The following is a 16,961-nucleotide window of genomic DNA, read 5'->3' on the forward strand; positions in this document are numbered from 1 at the left end:
CCAGTAGAATCTGCGGAGCGAAATTTTTGAAGTAGTGGAAGGGGCCCCCTTCCACTACTTCAAAAACATAGAGCTAAATAACTTGTTTTTCCTAGGAATGAATTTACACAAAATAGTGGACTTGACTAAGCAGAGCAACCTTCTGACACAAACAGTTGGAAATCGGAAGCTAGAGTCAGAACCTGCTCCAGCTTCTGACACAAACAGCTGGAAATCGGATGCTAGAGTCGGAACCTGCTCCAGCTTCTGACACAAACAGCTGGAAGTCGGAAGCTAGAGTCAGAACCTGCTCCAGCTTCTGACACAAAAAGCGAGAAACCAGAAGTTAGAGTCAGAATCTGCTCCTGCTTCTGACACAAAAGGGAGAAACCGGCGAGTGAGAGTCAGAAGAAGCAACCTTCTGACACAAACAGCTGGAAGTCGGAAGCTAGAGTCAGAACCTGCTCCAGCTTCTGACACAAAAGGGAGAATCCAGCACCTAGAGTCGGAACCTGGTCAAAGGCACAAAAAGCGAAAAACACTAGTTAGAGTCCGAACCCTAACAACTCCCGTAAAAAATCAATCAGGAGCAATATTTGCTTGCACTCAGACAGAAATAAGGTTCAGGAATAAATGAATTCATGATGGGTGATAGTATTATCTGCTATAGGAAGGGCTGAGAAAAAATTAATAAACCTGCTACTAGCTTTCCATGCTTAATTTACATGGCTATGGTTATTAAACTTACGTTCAGCCCATAAAAAAACGTCCATAATCACTTTAGCCAAAATAACTACAATTAGGTAACATACAAAAAGATATAAAGAATTCTTATTTCCATATATCCTGAATAGACCGAGACCGATAAGCAAGGGCTTAAAAATAAATGCTAAAACCGCAGAAGTCAGCGCAGTATAAACATAGTAATTTTTTTTATGCTTCAATGTCCATTGATAAACCAGCATAAAGATGACTGGCACAAAACTTGAGTCAAGGGATAAACCAGGAAGCATAGGAATCATCGGAAATGGATAATTCACAAACCCGTAATTTTTATTGAACAAATCGATATAGCCAAAAAGCATATGAATACTATAACCATAGAATCCCATGAAAAACAGTTTACTTTTATCAATTTTGAAAAATAACACTATGAGAGGGATGATAAATAGCATAACCATGAACCAGTATTCAAAAGAAGTGTAAATGCTGTGTTCCATCCAGTAAACATTTAGGGCTTTTTGTCCCTCTGTACCCATTTTGACTATATGATCGAAATCTTTTATCCGGTTTTCCTCCATGGTAAATAAACCCCTTTTAACTGCATGTTAAGTATATAATTCCCAATTATTTACTTTTGTATGAGCGTTTTTATAAGTATTTCGAGAAAGGAAAGATTTTTTTATTATTGATCCATGTCAAATATAGTGTGCTGGGTAGAAGGAGTCCTTGATTCTTTATTGAATAAAATAAGAACGCTTTCATAGAGCACAGGTTCCATTCAAAGACAGGGAGATGGATAAAAATGAAAAAACTGCTTATTCCTTTCTTAATTGGTCTGATGGCATTCTTATATATTTTCATCATTCCTGACGAGCCATTGTCAGTAAAAGTAACCTTTAAGCTGATCCCTATGGTTCTCATTATAATTTATGCATTCCGAAATCTGCCTCCAAGCCCAACGCCTGCCATGCGTTTAGTGATGATTGGCTTGTTTTTCTGCATGCTAGGGGATGGATTCATTGCCGTGTCATTTGTTGCCGGACTTGGGGCATTTCTGGTTGGCCATCTTTTCTATTTATCTGGATTTTTGAAATTGTCACAGAATACAAAGGGCCGTGTTGCAGCCATTAGCCCGATCGGCCTGTATTCTTTGATCATTGGCAGCAGGTTGATAGCATCTTTAACTGAGAAAGAGGAACATGCATTAGTTTGGCCGGTTATTGCTTATATGATGGTCATTTCCATTATGGCTCTATCTGCCATCCTAACCGGAAACAGGCTGGCTATAGCGGGAAGCCTATTATTTGTAATCTCAGATTCCATTCTCTCTTGGAATATGTTTGTCACAGACATTGTTTATTCAGATGTGCTGATTATGACCACTTACTATGCTGCACAATTTCTAATTGCCTCAAGCCTTGCTACATTCGGGAAATTGGCAGGGGCCCCCGCGGTCATTCCCGTTATCAAGAGCGGAAAGACTTTCTGATCTGCAGGAAAGTCTTTTTTCGAAAGCCTCTCCTTATCAAGTAGCTGCAATAATATAAGGTGAGGAAGATGAGCCAGGAGATGGCGCCCAGTGCTGTCTTTTTACTATATTTGAACCAAATGAGCAAACCATAAAGCCATTACCTTCACTCTCTTATCTTCTTTATAAAAGGCTCGGATGATGCCAAAACAGCTGAGAATCTAACAGTATCTATGAATTTTTTATGCTTCTATACACAACCTATACAAGATAGGAGGTAAAGAGATGTCAAATCCTTTAGAAGCAATTTTTAATATGCTCAGGGTTGCTTTGGATAATACAAACGAACCTGAATCTCCCTTGCATGTAATAGAAGTTGGGGATATATGGGCTTATTTAACCTTAGTGGAAGAATTTTTACGGTACGAAGAAATTGGATTAAATACGACGACTGATGATGAAGTGATAGAAATGCTTAACGATGTAGTAAAAATTTGTGAGTCCCAGGTCAAGAAAATAAGTAACTTTATGAGAAAAGAAGGAATTCCATTTCCAGATACAGCATCGGCCAAACCGCATTCAGATCCGAATGATGTTCCATTAGGAGTAAAGCTGACGGATGATGAAATTGCCAATGGGGTAGCATTTAAATTAGTGACCTGTTCTACAGCCTGTGCAAAAGGGCAAGCAGACTCTGTCCGTAATGATATAGGCAGTATGTGGACTGAATTTTTCTTAGAATGGACGGTATTTGGCGGCACGTTAAAAACATTAATGAAAAAGCGGGGATGGCTGAAGGTTCCGCCGTATTACTATGCTCCAGGAACTCCCAAAAAATAAAATCCAATTCAGGTTTCTGAATTGGGTTTTCACCTGTTTGAACGGATACAAAATCATCCTGAAAAGGGATGGTTTTTTTATTTTTCAATAAAATATTCATAAAAAACATTAAATATTTATTGAAAAACGATAAATAATAATTTAAAATCAAATTGAAAATAAGAAGTGAGGTGTTTTTATGAAAAAGGTTACAACGCTGTTTTTAAAAATAGCTGTATTTCTATTAGGAATCCCAATTCTCGTTCTGTGTATCGTTCTGGTACCTGAACTGGGAAAAGAGGCAGGGAAAATGCTTCCAAAGTTTGCTTTTTTTCAATATTGGGTTTACATCGTGTTCTATGGGTCAACGATTCCCTTTTATCTTGCGCTTTACCAGGCTTTCAAGCTTTTGCGCTACATTGACAAAAATAAAGCGTTCTCTGATTTATCTGTCGTCGCATTAAGGAAAATTAAATTTTGTGCCATCACGATCGCCTGTTTGCATGTACTGGTGCTGCCGCTCTTTTATGTTTTTGCAGAGTTAGATGATGCCCCAGGGGTCATCTTCGTCGGATTGGTTGTTCCTTTTGCTTCCATGGTGATTGCTGTTTTTGCGGCTGTTCTGCAAAAGCTTCTGCAAGAGGCAATTGATATCAAATCAGAAAATGATTTAACGGTCTGAGGTGAGTACATGACAATCATAATCAATGTAGATGTGATGCTGGCAAAAAGGAAAATGAGTGTAACGGAACTTTCAGAGAGGGTAGGAATCACCATGGCTAATCTCTCTATTTTAAAAAATGGGAAGGCGAAGGCGATCAGGTTTTCAACATTGGAGGCCATTTGCAAAGCACTGGACTGCCAGCCTGGCGATATTCTTGAATACCGCAGTGATGATTAGATCGAACGGAGGATTGTTCTAAAGGGAGTGATGAATATGGATTTGACGATTCAAAAAATGGAATCTCAGCCGGTAAGATTCATAAAACAGCTTTTTCGTTTTGGCTGGGATCAGGCTTTGTCCTGTTTGTTTCCGGTTGTCATTTTTGCTTCATTAGCGTTAACCAAGTTTCTGCACCTGCCTATTTTACCACGGTATGACTGGCTTTTGATCATCTGTCTTCTTATGCAGTGGGTGATGGTGAAATCGGAGCTTGAAACAAATGATGAATTGAAGGTTATCACGCTGTTCCACATTATTGGCCTTGCTCTGGAACTATTCAAGGTGCATATGGGTTCATGGGCTTATCCGGAAGAGGGATATTCCAAGGTGTTTGGCGTTCCTTTGTACAGCGGATTCATGTATGCCAGTGTAGCGAGTTATCTGTGTCAGGCGTGGAGAAGGCTAAAGGTTGATTTGGTCAAGTGGCCGCCATTTTGGGCAGTAGTGCCTCTTGCTGCTGCGATTTATTTAAATTTTTTCACTCACCATTTTTGGATCGATGTTCGCTGGTGGCTCTCCGGAGTGGTCCTCATTGTATTTTGGAAATCCTGGGTCCGCTACGAGGTAGGCGGAAGTCAATACAGAATGCCGCTTGCACTTTCTTTTGTATTAATCGGTTTTTTTATATGGATAGCGGAAAATATAGCGACATTCTTTAGTGCCTGGGAATACCCCAATCAGTCAGAAGCATGGAGCCTTGTTCATTTGGGGAAGGTGAGCTCCTGGCTTTTACTCGTGATTGTCAGCTTCATGATTGTGGCGACCTTAAAGCAGGTTAAAGGGAATACTCGCAGGTAAACCGCGTGTTCACTATAGAAAATCAAACATGAACAAATAAAAAGCAGCAATCGGAACAGAAAGAATCAATGCTCTTAATTTGTGGAGATAGTGTAATCGGATCATTGGAAACATAATGGCGAGAAATTGGAAAGACCACCAGATGTTCCACCCATTATGATAGCTGATGAAGTGAAAACGGGAGCCCAGCCATTCAACCGCCCAAAACAAAACAAGCCATCGTGCAAAATACCAGATTTTACTTTTCGAGTTTTGGGGATAATTAGATAAAAACACAAAGCCGATTAAAGGATTAATCACAATATTATGCACCAGGTGGGTGCCCATCAAATCCAATATCCCTTCTTCAAGCTCCCATAAATGAAAATGGCTGTGGGAAATGAATTCGTATATGAAAGAGGCCACGGAAATATATAGCATAGTCGGATAATAACTCTCCCAATTTTTCCAGTCGCCTTTTATATATGAAAGAATGATAACCACTAATACAAGGATGCAGTGCATAGGTTCACCTCATTTTACTCTTTCCTAGTATGGACGAAATCCAACACTAAATACCATATAATGTAAAAATAGGTAATTAATCCTTGTACTATTGGTCTTTATCAAAACATTCAATGCTATTCAGCTGAATTTCCTATCTTCACCAAATACATGGCGGTAATCCAGGAAGTAATCGGAATCACCATGGTAACTCCTATCCCTGCACAGAAGATGGTGATCATTTCGCCGCTGAAAATCTTAGAATTGATGATTTCACCTGGTGAATAGGATAAGTCTTTAAACCAGATCAGCAGTGCCAAATATCCACCGAAAAAGGCGAAAAATAACGTGTTGGTGCTTGTTCCGAGTATGTCCTTGCCGATTCCGATGCCTGCTTGGAATAAGTCTTTTCTGCTAATATCCGGGTGGTGATAATGAATTTCCCTCATGGGGGATGAAATGGCCATTGCAGCATCCGTAATGGCGCCAATTGTGCTCATGATGACAACCGACGCAGCCACTTTCACAAAATCAATTCCGATATAAAGGGAAAATATGCTTAACTCTTCAATTTCCTCTTCACCAAATCCCTGAATCATGGCTTTTTCTGCCATGATGACAATAAATGCAATGAGAATGACCGTTGTGATGATGGAAGCCATAAAGGCGGTTATCGTTTTGATGTTCACTTCATTAATAAAAAATAAATTGATACAGCCAATGAAGGCACAGGCTATTATAGTAACGGCGATAGGATTGATGTTTGGATCATTCATGAAGAAAAGGACGAAAATGATCACTCCGAAATTAAGGAAGATTGCAAAAAAGGACCGTGCACCTTTTTTGCCGCCGATAAGGGTCATCAACAAAAATAAAATCGCAGCCAGCACTAGTGTTGTATTCATATTTGTGCCCTCTTTCTAGTAATAAAATAGATGGCCGTAAACAAGCCTATCGGAATAGTAATGACGATGCCGATTCCTCCGGCAAGTGCCCGTGCTAATTCCAAGGAAAGATTCATCGATAGACTGAACCCGAGGGGTGAGTCATTTTTAATATAAAGAATAAGCATAGGAAGGGAGCCGCTGATATAGGCGAAAAACAATATATTCGTCATGGTGCCCATAATATCTTTGCCCACTTCCATTCCAGAGCGTTTAAGGGCCTGTACAGGAATGCTGTTGTTTTTTTCATATAAGCTGAACAGTGTAGATGACATCGTAATGGCCACATCCATAACCGCCCCCAGAGAGCCGATAAATAAACCGGCTAAGAAAACCATCTTATAGGGCCTGGTGATAAACTGGAGCTCTTCGTATCTTAGGCCCTTCCCGCCAGTCAGCCATATGACCAGATAGGTGATTAATAACGACAAGAATGTTGCTGCAAGTGTTGCGATAATGGCTGCATAGGTTTTTTCATTAAAGCCGTTTGCAAGCAGAAGCGAGGTAACGGTAAATAGGATTACCGCCGCACTGCCTATCAGCAGCAGGCTTATTTCCGGGTTCTTCAGATAGACATCCAGCGAATAGGAAAGCAGCACAGCATTAATGATCAGGCTAATGATCGAAAAAAGACCTTGCTTTTTCCCGACAAAGAGCAGGATCAGAATAAAGATCCATCCTGTTAACAGTATGTAATGGTCGCGTTTCAGATCAAGGATATCTCCGCTTAAATTGTCTGCACCTTCATCTTTAATGGATACAAATAATTTTTGCCCTGACTGAATTTCATTGTCATAAGCTTTGGATTTTGAATATTGATTGGTTATACGAATCTCTTGTCCTTTTGCTTTTCCATTTGTAATTTCTGCTGTGATCCGCTGTTCATATAGACGGTCCTCATTATCATAAATATCTGTTGTTTTTTCAGTATGAACAATCTGAACTTCCTTCACTTTCGCGATCGTACGTTCATAAAAAGAATCATTGTTTTGTACAAACAGCACTGAGGCTGCTATACATATGGATAAAACGATATAAAAATAGATTTTGTTTCTAGTAATGTTTTTCAAAATAACCCTCCAGGATAAAAAAATACAGACATTTATAACGGACTTAGGATAGCAGGAATTTTTTCAGATAGTCAAGTTTCAGCACATGCATCTCTTGGCAGAAGGGAAGGAGGATTCTGAAATAGTGAATCGAATGAACTAACCAGACTATTATACAAGGGGGGAAAACAGGTGAACTTGGGCAAACCAATCGCTGTTGGGGAATACAGCTGAAATCTATCAGGCTGAGGATAAGATTATGAAAGTATTTTGCTTTTTGTATTCTATATACTGAGTGGATTGGAGCGGAAGGTGCAAGACTCAGCGGGTCAGGTGAGACCCCGCAGACGCGTATCGTCGAGGAGGCTCAGCGCACGCCCCGCGGAAAGCGAGCCTCCTGGAGAGGAAATCAACGGACAACATTGATAACCGAAAAAACACATTTTATTCGAAAAAAGACAAGTATTTAAAGAGCATTTACCACCTTTAGAACATATCCATGAAGCAAACAAGCAGGAATATGCCTTCTCATGTGGGCTTCCTGTTCCCAAAATTGTTAAAGCAGCAGAGATAGAGGGCAGACAGGCCATAATAATGAAGTATGTAAAAGGGAATAAAATGGAATCACCAGACCATTATTTAACTATTTGTGCACAAATGCAGCAAAAAATAGATGCTATGCCGGCTGATCCATCTGTCATTGGTTCTATGACTGATAGATTGTACAAACAGATTCAAATAGTGGAAACATTAAATCAGGAACAGAAAATAATTTTACTGAAAAAATTGGATTCAATGATGTCCGATTCAAAATTGTTTCATGGAGATTTTCATCCATTTAATATCATTATAGGTGAAAGTACTGTGACTGTTATTGATTGGGTTGTTTCGAGCTCTGGTGATGTCCTGGCTGATGTCACACGTACCTACCTATTGATATCGGAAGCTTCCGCCAAGCTGGCAAAAAGATATGTACATATTTATAGCAGCCTTACCGGTATATCAAGAGAGGAAATCTTTCATTGGATTCCTATTATAGCGGCAGCAAGATTATCGGAAAATGTATCAGAGGGAGAACATAAGAGGCTGTTGGACATCATTAAAGAATTCATTTAATAAATGGGCAAAAAAAATCATCCAAAAAGGATGAAGAGAATCAGTATCTTATTTCTTTTTAGCATTTAGAAGTGCTTGCTGCTGTTGTTCTTCTTTCTGATTTTCTGCATCCTTTTTAAAAGCCTCCATCGCTTTGTAAAAAATCATTGTCATATTCCTCACCTCCTATATAACCATGTATCCCCGTGTCAATTTGAATAAAACTCGAAATAAAAAATTGATAAAATTTTCTATTTAAAGATTGACCGAAGTGGTCATTTTTTAATATTATGAAATTGACCACTTTGGTCATCTTTCTGAAAGGGGTGTAATATAATTAATACTACTTTTTACAGCTTGAAACCCGAAAAACAGGAACGGATCATCAATGCAGCCATGAAGGAATTTGTGAAAAGCGGTTTTGAGAAGGCGTCTACAAATGAGATCGTCAAGGATGCTCAAATAAGTAAAGGCTCATTATTTAACTATTTCAGCAATAAAAAGGATTTATACTTATTTTTAATTCAGAATGCGCTAAACATCATTGAACAAATCTATGTGGAAATAGACATGAATGAAAGAGACATTTTTGAACGAATCAGCCAGGTAGGGTTTATTAAGCTAAACATTCAAAAAAAGTATCCCCTAGTATTTGATTTCCTGAAATCGCTGATTGAAGAAGATGCGAAGGATGTAAAATCTGAAATAAATCAACTGCTGGCAAACGTTCAAAAAGATGGCTTCAAAAGAATCTACGAAAACATCGACTGGTCAAAGCTTCGGGAGGATATAGAACCGGAAAAAGCTATGAATATCCTGAATTGGGCCATGACTGGCTTTGCAGAACTGCAAATCGCCAAAATTAAATCATTTGAAGATATTGGTACTGAGATGTTTAACGAATGGGACGAATATAAAGAAATTTTAAAGAGCTGTTTTTATAAAAATGGGGAGTGATGAGCATGAGCCTTTTAAAAGTAACCGGCCTGACAAAGAAATTCGGCAAGTTTACAGCATTAAACGGGGTAAATCTTGAGGTGAATGCGGGTGAGGTACTGGGGTTTATCGGTCCAAATGGGGCAGGGAAGTCCACCACCATCCGCGTGTTATTAGGAATTTTAAAGGCAACAGATGGAGAAGTGAAGCTATTTGATATGGATGCCTGGCAGGATGCTGTTGATATCCATAAAAGGGTAGCCTATGTGCCTGGTGACGTGAACTTATGGCCGAACTTAACTGGGGGAGAAGTCATTGATTTATTCATTAAATTAAATGGCACCGGGAATAAGTCAAAAAGGGAGGAGTTAATCGCTAAATTTGACTTGGATCCATCCAAGAAGTGCAGAACCTATTCCAAGGGAAACAGACAAAAGGTGGCACTGATTGCGGCGTTCTCCTCTGATGCGGATCTGTTCATTCTCGATGAGCCGACATCTGGACTTGATCCTCTTATGGAAAAAGTTTTTCAGGAATGTGTACTGGAAGTGAAGAGACAAGGAAAAAGTGTTCTTTTGTCCAGCCATATTTTATCTGAGGTAGAAAAGCTGTGCGACCGGGTCAGCATTATCCGTCAAGGGAGGATTATTGAGTCAGGTACTTTAAGTGAGCTTCGCCACTTAACCCGTACTCAAATGCTCGTTGACACGAAACGGCCGATCACAGATTTACATGACTTGAATGGTGTTCATGCCATTGAAGGAAGTGAGCATGGAGTGGCGTTTCAAGTCGATACAGCAGAAATGGATGCTGTCATCAGGCATATCTCCCCATTTGGGATTACTAGGCTCGAATGTGCTCCGCCAACCTTAGAGGATTTATTCATGCGCCATTATGAGGGAGAGAAGGATACGGGAGGTGTGCGCTGATGGCAGGCAATCACTTGGCCAAAACCGCTTTCCTTTCAAAATTTATTTTCCGTCTGGACCGGTTGCGGATTCCGATTTGGGTACTGTCACTTACTTTTTTTACTATCATTGTTCCAGTAGCTCTTGAAGGACTATATAGTTCCGAGCAGGAAAGGGATGGTATGGCACAGACGATGGCCAACCCGGCGATGACGGCTATGACTGGTCCCGCGGATTTAAGTAACTATACCATTGGGGTGATGACAGCTCATCAAATGCTTCTTATGACAGCTGTTGTAACAGGTTTAATGAGCATCCTGCTGGTAACGCGCCATACCCGGGCAGATGAAGAGGAGGGACGCCTCGAAATGCTGCGTTCTCTGACTGTAGGGCGCCTATCCTATTTAAATGCATCACTGCTTGTTGTATCGGCAGCCTGCATCGGATTGGCTCTGATTAACGGATTCGGCCTTTATGCCCTTGGAATTGAAAGCATGGATCTTGAAGGCTCATTGCTTTATGGTGCAGCATTAGGGGCGACAGGATTATTTTTCGCAGGTGTTACAGCCGTATTTGCTCAAGCATCAGATAGTTCAAGGGGAACCATCGGTTATTCGATCAGCTTTCTTCTGCTTTCTTATCTTTTCAGAGCCATTACAGATATCAGCAATGAATCCTTGTCCTGGCTTTCTCCGCTCGCTTGGGTAACCAAAGCGGAAGTCTATGATTCTAATAATTGGCGGCCGATTATTCTAATGGCTGCTGCAGCTATGGTTCTATTTGCTGCTGCGAATTACTTGAATGCTATTAGGGATCTGGACCGCGGATTTTTGCCATCAAGGCCCGGAAAAAAATATGCATCCCGCTTTTTGCAGAGTCCGATAGGCCTTGCGCTAAGATTGCAGCGGACCGGTATTATATCATGGGCAATCGGCATGTTCGTGCTGGGGGCTTCCTACGGTTCCGTATTAGGGGATCTGGAATCATTTTTCGCAGATAATGATGCCATGAAAAAGCTCTTAAAGCCAACAGAAGGGCTGACATTAGTGGAACAATTCATCCCCATGCTGATGATTGTTATTTCACTGCTGGCAACGGTTCCCCCCGTGATGGCCATGAATAAGCTGCGAGGTGAAGAGAAGAAGGAACGTGTGGTTCATCTTTTGAGCAGAGCGGTCTCGCGGAGCAGGCTGTTAGGCAGTTATTTCGTCATTTCTGTCTTAAATGGATTACTCATGATCTCGCTGGCTGCACTCGGGTTATGGTCTGCCGGGGATGCTGTGGTTGAAGGCGGGCTATCCTTCGGTATGATCTTTGAGGCTGCCTTGTCCTATTATCCAGCCATGCTGGTCATGATTAGTCTGGCCGTATTTTTAACTGGCTTCCTGCCAAGGTTCACAGGTTTCATTTGGCTTTATGTCTTATATTCTTTTGTTGTTCTGTATTTAGGGGGCTTATTCCAGTTCTCTGACTGGGTGGGCAGCCTTTCTCCTTTTGGCCATGTGCCGCAAACGCCTATAGAGGAATTTTCAGTTTTCCCGCTCCTTTTATTGTGTTTAATTGCAGGGGGATTGGCAATAGCGGGATTGATTGGATTTAATCGGCGGGAGATTGAGTGATGATCGATTAAAGTGCAGTGCAAATGGGATAAAATGATAAGAAAGATGCTTGGAGCTTACTTATTATCCAAGCATTTTTCTTTGAAATTCTACTATTCTTTTATCCTTTTTTGATATTTACTGTGCCCATCGGTTATTCCAATAAGTTCAAACCCATTGCGCTTATAAAAGTTATTTAATTTTATATTATCTGTCACACAATCTAACTTAAGATAATACTTTTCATTTGCATTCTCCTGAATCCAATCCAAAATCACTTTACCCAGACCCTTTTTCATATATAGAGGAATTATTGCGAGTCTATGTAAATAAAGCGAATCTGGGGCATTGTCAATTCCCCAAATATGCCTATCCCATTCACTTTGCTTGGACAATAGTGAGAATGTAGCCACAATATCCTTATCTTTTAAGACAATATATGTTTCTTGATTTATAATGGCTTGTTCAATCTCTTCATCATCACCCCCATCTAATAGAAACCTCCATTGGTATATATCATGATCTTTCATCCATTGAGCGATCTGCTTTAGCATATTAATTATTGTACTGCTGTGATGCTTTGCAGCTTTTTTTATTTCGATTTCATCCAAGGTTAATAGTTACCTCCTTTATTAATATCCATTTTTATTAATTCAACAGGACATATCTGCAAACCTTTAAGTAAGTTACCATTTTTGCAGAAGTACTTTAGGTATTTGCCGGACTATCTATTTAGCGGATTAGGGGGAATATCTTAATGAATTTTCAGAATTATTATTGTTTTGTGAAGAAATTTATGATAATTTAGTTAAAACGAAGCTGAGACTTCATAATTCATTAGAATACAGCTTACACTTCATAATCTGAAGGTGATCTTACATGATATTAAAAGAGACAATAGAAAAAGAGTTTCATAACCTCTCCAAAGGTCAGCAGAAAGCCGCTAAGTATTTGCTGGATCATCCTAAGGATTTTGCTGTGGAGTCAGCGGGTGAGATTGGAAAAAGGATCGGAGTCAGTGAAACGACAGTCATCCGTTTTTGTTATTCCATCCGCCTTTCCGGCTATTCTGAGCTGCAGAAGATGGTAAGGGAGCAGCTATTGAAGGCAAACAGCACACTGGACCAGTATTTTACAAGCAAGATGGAGTTGGCTGAGAAGCCGGAGTTTCTGGCAAGTGTGATGGAAAAGGATTGTCTCCATATCAGGGAAACGATTCAGAATATCAGTCAGGATGATTTCGATAGCCTGGTTGCGCGGCTGATCGAATCGAAAAAAATATATGTGACAGGGCTGAGGTCATCATTCTCGGCAGCGAGCTGGCTTTCTTTTACCCTTGGTGTGGTGAGGGGAAATGCGAAGCTGATCCGGCCGGATACGGACGATCTGCTCCTGACCGTTACAGAAATGGATAAGGATGCGACGTTTATAGCCATTTCATTCGACCGGTATATGAAGGATACGATCAAAATGGCGGAATTGGCGAAAAAGCAGGGAGCCTTTGTAATTGGCATCACCGATTCAGCGATTGCACCAATAAAGGAGCATGCTGATTTGTTCTTTCAAATTCATTCATCCGAAAAATCGACGATAGATGCAGCACCTGCACTCTTTTCCTTTTTGAATGCAGTGATTGCGGGCGTGTCCATACACGATCAGGAACGATTTCAAACAAGGAAAGAACAATATGAAAAGCTGGAAAGTGAACATTTTTTTATTCAGCCGGGAGGGAAGTTGGATTGAAAAATTTAATAGACGAGCTGAAACCAACGTTGGAGATGGTATTTGCGCATTTGCATGAAAATCCGGAGGTAAGCTGGAGGGAATATAAGACTACCGAGTACCTGCAGAAATTTCTGGAAGGCCGAGGGTTTCAGGTTCAGCTGTTTGGAGATTCCACCGGTCTGGTTGTTGAAGTTGGGGAAGGGAGTCCGTGTGTCGCGCTGAGAGCGGATATGGACGCACTTTGGCAGGAAGTGGACGGCAAGTTTCAGGCGAATCATTCCTGCGGACATGATGCCCACATGACGATGGGGGTCGGGGCGATGCTGCTGCTTCAAACAGCAGGATTCCCTAAAAAAGGCAAGCTGAAATTCATCTTTCAGCCGGCTGAAGAAAAGGGCACCGGTGCTCTGAAAATGATTGAGCTTGGCGTGCTGGATGATGTGGATTACCTGTATGGTGTACACCTTAGACCCATTCAGGAAATTAGAGACGGGGAAGCATCGGCAGCCATTTACCACGGCGCAGCAAGATTTCTGACAGGGGAAATTATCGGGGAAGACGCCCATGGGGCCCGACCGCATCTTGGCCAGAATGCCATCGAGATTGGCGCTTCCTTTATTCATGAAATCAAAAATATTCATTTGGATCCGATGGTCCCCTATACAGCTAAAATGACCAAATTCCATGCGGGCAGTGACTCAGGCAATATCATACCTGGAAAAGCTTCCTTCAGTTTAGATCTGCGTGCTCAAACCAATGAAGTGATCAACGCGCTGTCTGAAAAAATTGAAACGATCACGGAGTATTTATCCAAGCTCTACGGAGTCAAAATTACATTGGAGACGAAAGCGAATGTGGCAGCAGCTGAGGTAGATGAAGAAGCTCAGCATTTTCTGGAAAAGGCCGTAATAGATGTACTTGGAGCCGGCCGATTACGAGAGCCAATCGTGACATCAGGCGGGGAAGACTTCCATTTTTACACCCTCAAAAAGCCGAATATTAAGGCCACGATGCTAGGATTGGGCTGTGACCTGCAGCCGGGCCTTCATCATCCGGACATGACATTCAATCGGGAAGCGATCTACTCAGGAGTGGAAATACTGGCCAGGGCGGTAATGGCTACTATGGAAAAGGAGGAGTGAAGATGGCTGCTGTGACAATTGATTTGCGGATATTAAAGACAGCAAGCGATATGAATCTGATTCAAAAGCTGGAGGAGATTATCTGGAACATGGCCCCGCTTCCGGTTCATCAAACCATCACAGCTGCCCAGAACGGCGGGCTTCTCCTTGGGGCATTTATAGAAGAAGTACTGGTGGGATTCAGCTACGGATTTCCCGGTTTCAACAGAGGAAAAGGGTATCTTTGCTCCCATATGCTTGGTATTCACCCCGATCACCAGGATAAGGGGCTTGGCGCGTTATTAAAGCAGAAGCAAAAGGAACTGGCCGCTGAGTTGGGTTATGACCTGATCACCTGGACGTTTGATCCGCTTGAAAGCCGGAATGCCTACCTGAACTTGTCCAAGCTGAATGCAGTTTGCTCCACTTATGTGGAGAATTGCTATGGAGATATGGATGATAATTTGAATCATGGACTGCCGACAGACAGGTTAAAGGTGGAATGGTGGATTACCAGTCAACATGTTGAGGCGCGATTTAGTATTGAAGCAGCTTCTGCAGAGGATCCGTTTGACTGGGGACTTTCAGAAGACAATTTTCCAGTTTTATTAAATACGGAATGGAATGGTTCAGGAGGACCGGTGCTTGTTCCGATTCCGGCAAACTTTCAAGCTATTAAAAATCAAAATTTCGACCTTGCGATGGACTGGCGCTTCAAAACCAGAGGGATTTTTCAGTCGTTATTTTCACAAGGGTACGCGATGGCGGGTTTTCAAAAAAGTGCAGCAGGCCCGGTACACTACTATGTATTAGTTCAGCGAAACGAGCTTACACTCAACTAACAGTAAAAGGCGGGAATGTATATGAAGGTAACAGAAGTCGTATTGAGACATATGAAAATGAGAATGAAAGCACCATTTACAACAAGCTTTGGAACGTTTCAGGATAAAGAATTTCTTTTACTGGAAGCGAAGGATGAGAACGGAGTGAGCGGCTGGGGAGAATCTGTTGCCTTTCATTCACCATGGTATAACGAAGAAACGCTAAAAACGAACTGGCACATGCTTGAAGATTTCATCATTCCAAATCTATTAAACAAAGAAATGGAACATCCTGATGAAGTGTCGCGAACGCTCTCGTACATACGGAAAAACAATATGGCGAAGTCGGCTTTTGAAGGGGCGGTTTGGGATTTATATGCCAAGCAGAAAGGAATTCCGCTTGCGAAGGCTCTTGGCGGGACAGCGAACGAAATTGAAGTTGGAATCAGCATCGGAATACAGGATACAGTTGAGGACTTGCTGAATCTCATTGGTGAATATGTAGAGGATGGCTACAAACGAATTAAAGTGAAAATCAAGCCGGGATGGGATGTTGAGGTCATGAGGGAAGTGAGGAAGCATTTCCCGGATATAGCGCTTATGGCGGATGCAAACTCAGCGTACACACTTAAGGATATTGAACTGTTAAAACAGCTGGATGAATTTGATCTGATGATGATCGAGCAGCCGCTGGCCTCTGATGACATTATTGACCATGCTGTCCTTCAGAGGGAACTTAAAACACCGGTTTGCCTCGATGAAAGCATCCATTCCTATGAGGATGCGCGCAAGGCGATTGAGCTTGGAAGCTGCAAAATTATTAATATTAAAATCGGACGTGTCGGAGGATTGACAGAATCCAAAAAAATTCATGACCTCTGCCAGGAACGCGGCATCCCGGTATGGTGCGGAGGCATGCTGGAATCCGGCATCGGCAGAGCTCATAATATTGCCTTAACCACTCTATCAAACTTTGTTATGCCAGGGGACACAGCTGCATCATCCCGCTATTGGGAGAAGGATTTGATTGAGCCTGAAGTAACCGTAGGAAATGGGATGATTAAGGTTCCAGAAAGATCCGGAATTGGGTATGAACCGAATTATGAAACTATTAGGGAGTTTACTGTTTTTGAGAAGAGATTTGCGGTGGAGAAGGTTAGTAGATAAGCGCTAGTTGCACTTATCGATGGGATAGTACCGCTCGGGTGGAAAAATGGAGCGCGAGCGGCCCTTATCGATGGGAATAGTGCCACTCAAGTGGAACAATCGAGTGCGAGCGCCCTTCAAGGTTGGGAATAGTGCCGCTCGTTGTGCATGAACAGTCGTGAGCGGCACTCATTGGCCTGAATAGTGCCACTCAACTGGAATAATCGAGCGTGAGCGTCCCTAAACGGAGTGAATAGTGCCACTCAAGCGGAAAAATGGGGTCAAGCCCATATAATTGTGTAAAAAGAAAATGAGTCAAATTAATTCCTTTGGTCAACAATGTTATCAGCTACGAAAAACAAGTTGGAGGAATTAATTATGACTCAATTACAGTTCAACCTAAAT

General features: G+C 41.6%; 18 protein-coding genes. 13 read left to right on the plus strand and 5 right to left on the minus strand.

The window, feature by feature from the left end:
- Window positions 1-695: 695 nt before the first annotated feature.
- Entirely contained in the window at window positions 696-1,280 is a 585-nt protein-coding gene (locus M3205_RS22975) for a hypothetical protein (RefSeq protein WP_251172015.1), read from the minus strand.
- A 224-nt stretch (window positions 1,281-1,504) separates the two neighbouring features.
- On the opposite strand from M3205_RS22975, the gene M3205_RS22980 reads away from it, so the two are divergent.
- The 5 genes from M3205_RS22980 to M3205_RS23000 all read left to right on the plus strand — a co-directional run bounded on the left by M3205_RS22980 (window position 1,505) and on the right by M3205_RS23000 (window position 4,730).
- A complete protein-coding gene (locus M3205_RS22980) occupies window positions 1,505-2,191 on the plus strand; it encodes a lysoplasmalogenase (RefSeq protein WP_251172016.1) in 687 nt (228 codons plus the stop codon).
- Window positions 2,192-2,455: 264 nt separating this feature from the next.
- Window positions 2,456-3,010, plus strand: a complete 555-nt coding sequence (locus M3205_RS22985; protein WP_251172017.1) for a DUF3231 family protein — start codon at window positions 2,456-2,458, stop codon at window positions 3,008-3,010.
- A 178-nt stretch (window positions 3,011-3,188) separates the two neighbouring features.
- Window positions 3,189-3,671 carry a DUF2975 domain-containing protein gene (locus M3205_RS22990; protein ID WP_251172018.1) on the plus strand — a complete coding sequence of 161 codons (483 nt, stop codon included), beginning with the start codon at window positions 3,189-3,191 and terminating at the stop codon, window positions 3,669-3,671.
- Window positions 3,672-3,680: 9 nt separating this feature from the next.
- The gene (locus tag M3205_RS22995; RefSeq protein WP_251172019.1) at window positions 3,681-3,890 is read left to right on the plus strand and encodes a helix-turn-helix domain-containing protein; all 210 of its coding nucleotides are present in this window, start codon (window positions 3,681-3,683) and stop codon (window positions 3,888-3,890) included.
- Window positions 3,891-3,926: 36 nt separating this feature from the next.
- Complete coding sequence (locus M3205_RS23000) at window positions 3,927-4,730, plus strand: DUF817 domain-containing protein (RefSeq protein ID WP_251172020.1); 804 nt, start codon at window positions 3,927-3,929, stop codon at window positions 4,728-4,730.
- A gap of 12 nt (window positions 4,731-4,742) precedes the next feature.
- On the opposite strand, the gene M3205_RS23005 is transcribed toward M3205_RS23000, so the two are convergent.
- The 3 genes from M3205_RS23005 to M3205_RS23015 form a co-directional block, all read right to left on the minus strand.
- A complete protein-coding gene (locus tag M3205_RS23005) occupies window positions 4,743-5,234 on the minus strand; it encodes a CBO0543 family protein (RefSeq protein WP_251172021.1) in 492 nt (163 codons plus the stop codon).
- Window positions 5,235-5,350: 116 nt separating this feature from the next.
- Window positions 5,351-6,118 (minus strand): YibE/F family protein, encoded by a 768-nt coding sequence (locus M3205_RS23010; protein WP_251172022.1) that lies wholly within the window; start codon window positions 6,116-6,118, stop codon window positions 5,351-5,353.
- Complete coding sequence (locus M3205_RS23015) at window positions 6,115-7,227, minus strand: YibE/F family protein (RefSeq protein WP_251172023.1); 1,113 nt, start codon at window positions 7,225-7,227, stop codon at window positions 6,115-6,117. The genes M3205_RS23010 and M3205_RS23015 overlap by 4 nt, the downstream gene beginning before the upstream one ends.
- A gap of 474 nt (window positions 7,228-7,701) precedes the next feature.
- Between M3205_RS23015 and M3205_RS23020 the strand changes: the two genes are divergently transcribed.
- The 4 genes from M3205_RS23020 to M3205_RS23035 all read left to right on the plus strand — a co-directional run bounded on the left by M3205_RS23020 (window position 7,702) and on the right by M3205_RS23035 (window position 11,764).
- A complete protein-coding gene (locus M3205_RS23020) occupies window positions 7,702-8,322 on the plus strand; it encodes an aminoglycoside phosphotransferase family protein (protein ID WP_251172032.1) in 621 nt (206 codons plus the stop codon).
- 336 nt (window positions 8,323-8,658) lie between these two features.
- Window positions 8,659-9,258: a TetR/AcrR family transcriptional regulator gene (locus tag M3205_RS23025; RefSeq protein WP_251172024.1), complete on the plus strand. Its 600-nt coding sequence runs from the start codon at window positions 8,659-8,661 to the stop codon at window positions 9,256-9,258.
- Window positions 9,259-9,263: 5 nt separating this feature from the next.
- A complete protein-coding gene (locus M3205_RS23030; protein WP_251172025.1) occupies window positions 9,264-10,166 on the plus strand; it encodes an ABC transporter ATP-binding protein in 903 nt (300 codons plus the stop codon).
- On the plus strand, window positions 10,166-11,764 hold the full coding sequence (locus tag M3205_RS23035; RefSeq protein ID WP_251172026.1) for an ABC transporter permease: 1,599 nt from the start codon (window positions 10,166-10,168) through the stop codon (window positions 11,762-11,764). Before M3205_RS23030 ends, M3205_RS23035 begins: the two co-directional genes overlap by 1 nt.
- A 92-nt stretch (window positions 11,765-11,856) precedes the next feature.
- Here the strand turns inward: M3205_RS23035 and M3205_RS23040 are convergent, their stop codons facing one another.
- Entirely contained in the window at window positions 11,857-12,354 is a 498-nt protein-coding gene (locus M3205_RS23040; protein ID WP_251172027.1) for a GNAT family N-acetyltransferase, read from the minus strand.
- A 268-nt stretch (window positions 12,355-12,622) separates the two neighbouring features.
- On the opposite strand from M3205_RS23040, the gene M3205_RS23045 reads away from it, so the two are divergent.
- From M3205_RS23045 to menC, 4 genes are read left to right on the plus strand one after another with little or no spacing between them, the layout of a single operon-like run.
- Window positions 12,623-13,486, plus strand: a complete 864-nt coding sequence (locus tag M3205_RS23045; protein WP_251172028.1) for a MurR/RpiR family transcriptional regulator — start codon at window positions 12,623-12,625, stop codon at window positions 13,484-13,486.
- Complete coding sequence (locus tag M3205_RS23050; protein WP_251172029.1) at window positions 13,483-14,610, plus strand: M20 peptidase aminoacylase family protein; 1,128 nt, start codon at window positions 13,483-13,485, stop codon at window positions 14,608-14,610. The genes M3205_RS23045 and M3205_RS23050 overlap by 4 nt, the downstream gene beginning before the upstream one ends.
- 2 nt (window positions 14,611-14,612) lie before the next feature.
- A complete protein-coding gene (locus M3205_RS23055) occupies window positions 14,613-15,431 on the plus strand; it encodes a GNAT family N-acetyltransferase (protein WP_251172030.1) in 819 nt (272 codons plus the stop codon).
- A gap of 21 nt (window positions 15,432-15,452) precedes the next feature.
- Window positions 15,453-16,577, plus strand: coding sequence for an o-succinylbenzoate synthase (menC, locus tag M3205_RS23060; RefSeq protein ID WP_251172031.1), 1,125 nt, complete (start codon window positions 15,453-15,455; stop codon window positions 16,575-16,577).
- Window positions 16,578-16,961 lie beyond the last annotated feature (384 nt).

This window comes from Cytobacillus firmus (genome assembly GCF_023715565.1).
Lineage (GTDB): Bacteria > Bacillota > Bacilli > Bacillales > Cytobacillaceae > Cytobacillus > Cytobacillus firmus_C.

Bases quoted from the DNA above. Each gene is read 5' to 3' on its own strand.
- M3205_RS22975 (WP_251172015.1), bottom strand. From the start codon at position 1,280: ATGGAGGAAAACCGGATAAAAGATTTCGATCATATAGTCAAAATGGGT.
- M3205_RS22980 (WP_251172016.1), top strand. From the start codon at position 1,505: ATGAAAAAACTGCTTATTCCTTTCTTAATTGGTCTGATGGCATTCTTA.
- M3205_RS22985 (WP_251172017.1), top strand. From the start codon at position 2,456: ATGTCAAATCCTTTAGAAGCAATTTTTAATATGCTCAGGGTTGCTTTG.
- M3205_RS22990 (WP_251172018.1), top strand. From the start codon at position 3,189: ATGAAAAAGGTTACAACGCTGTTTTTAAAAATAGCTGTATTTCTATTA.
- M3205_RS22995 (WP_251172019.1), top strand. From the start codon at position 3,681: ATGACAATCATAATCAATGTAGATGTGATGCTGGCAAAAAGGAAAATG.
- M3205_RS23000 (WP_251172020.1), top strand. From the start codon at position 3,927: ATGGATTTGACGATTCAAAAAATGGAATCTCAGCCGGTAAGATTCATA.
- M3205_RS23005 (WP_251172021.1), bottom strand. From the start codon at position 5,234: ATGCACTGCATCCTTGTATTAGTGGTTATCATTCTTTCATATATAAAA.
- M3205_RS23010 (WP_251172022.1), bottom strand. From the start codon at position 6,118: ATGAATACAACACTAGTGCTGGCTGCGATTTTATTTTTGTTGATGACC.
- M3205_RS23030 (WP_251172025.1), top strand. From the start codon at position 9,264: ATGAGCCTTTTAAAAGTAACCGGCCTGACAAAGAAATTCGGCAAGTTT.
- M3205_RS23035 (WP_251172026.1), top strand. From the start codon at position 10,166: ATGGCAGGCAATCACTTGGCCAAAACCGCTTTCCTTTCAAAATTTATT.
- M3205_RS23045 (WP_251172028.1), top strand. From the start codon at position 12,623: ATGATATTAAAAGAGACAATAGAAAAAGAGTTTCATAACCTCTCCAAA.
- M3205_RS23055 (WP_251172030.1), top strand. From the start codon at position 14,613: ATGGCTGCTGTGACAATTGATTTGCGGATATTAAAGACAGCAAGCGAT.
- menC (WP_251172031.1), top strand. From the start codon at position 15,453: ATGAAGGTAACAGAAGTCGTATTGAGACATATGAAAATGAGAATGAAA.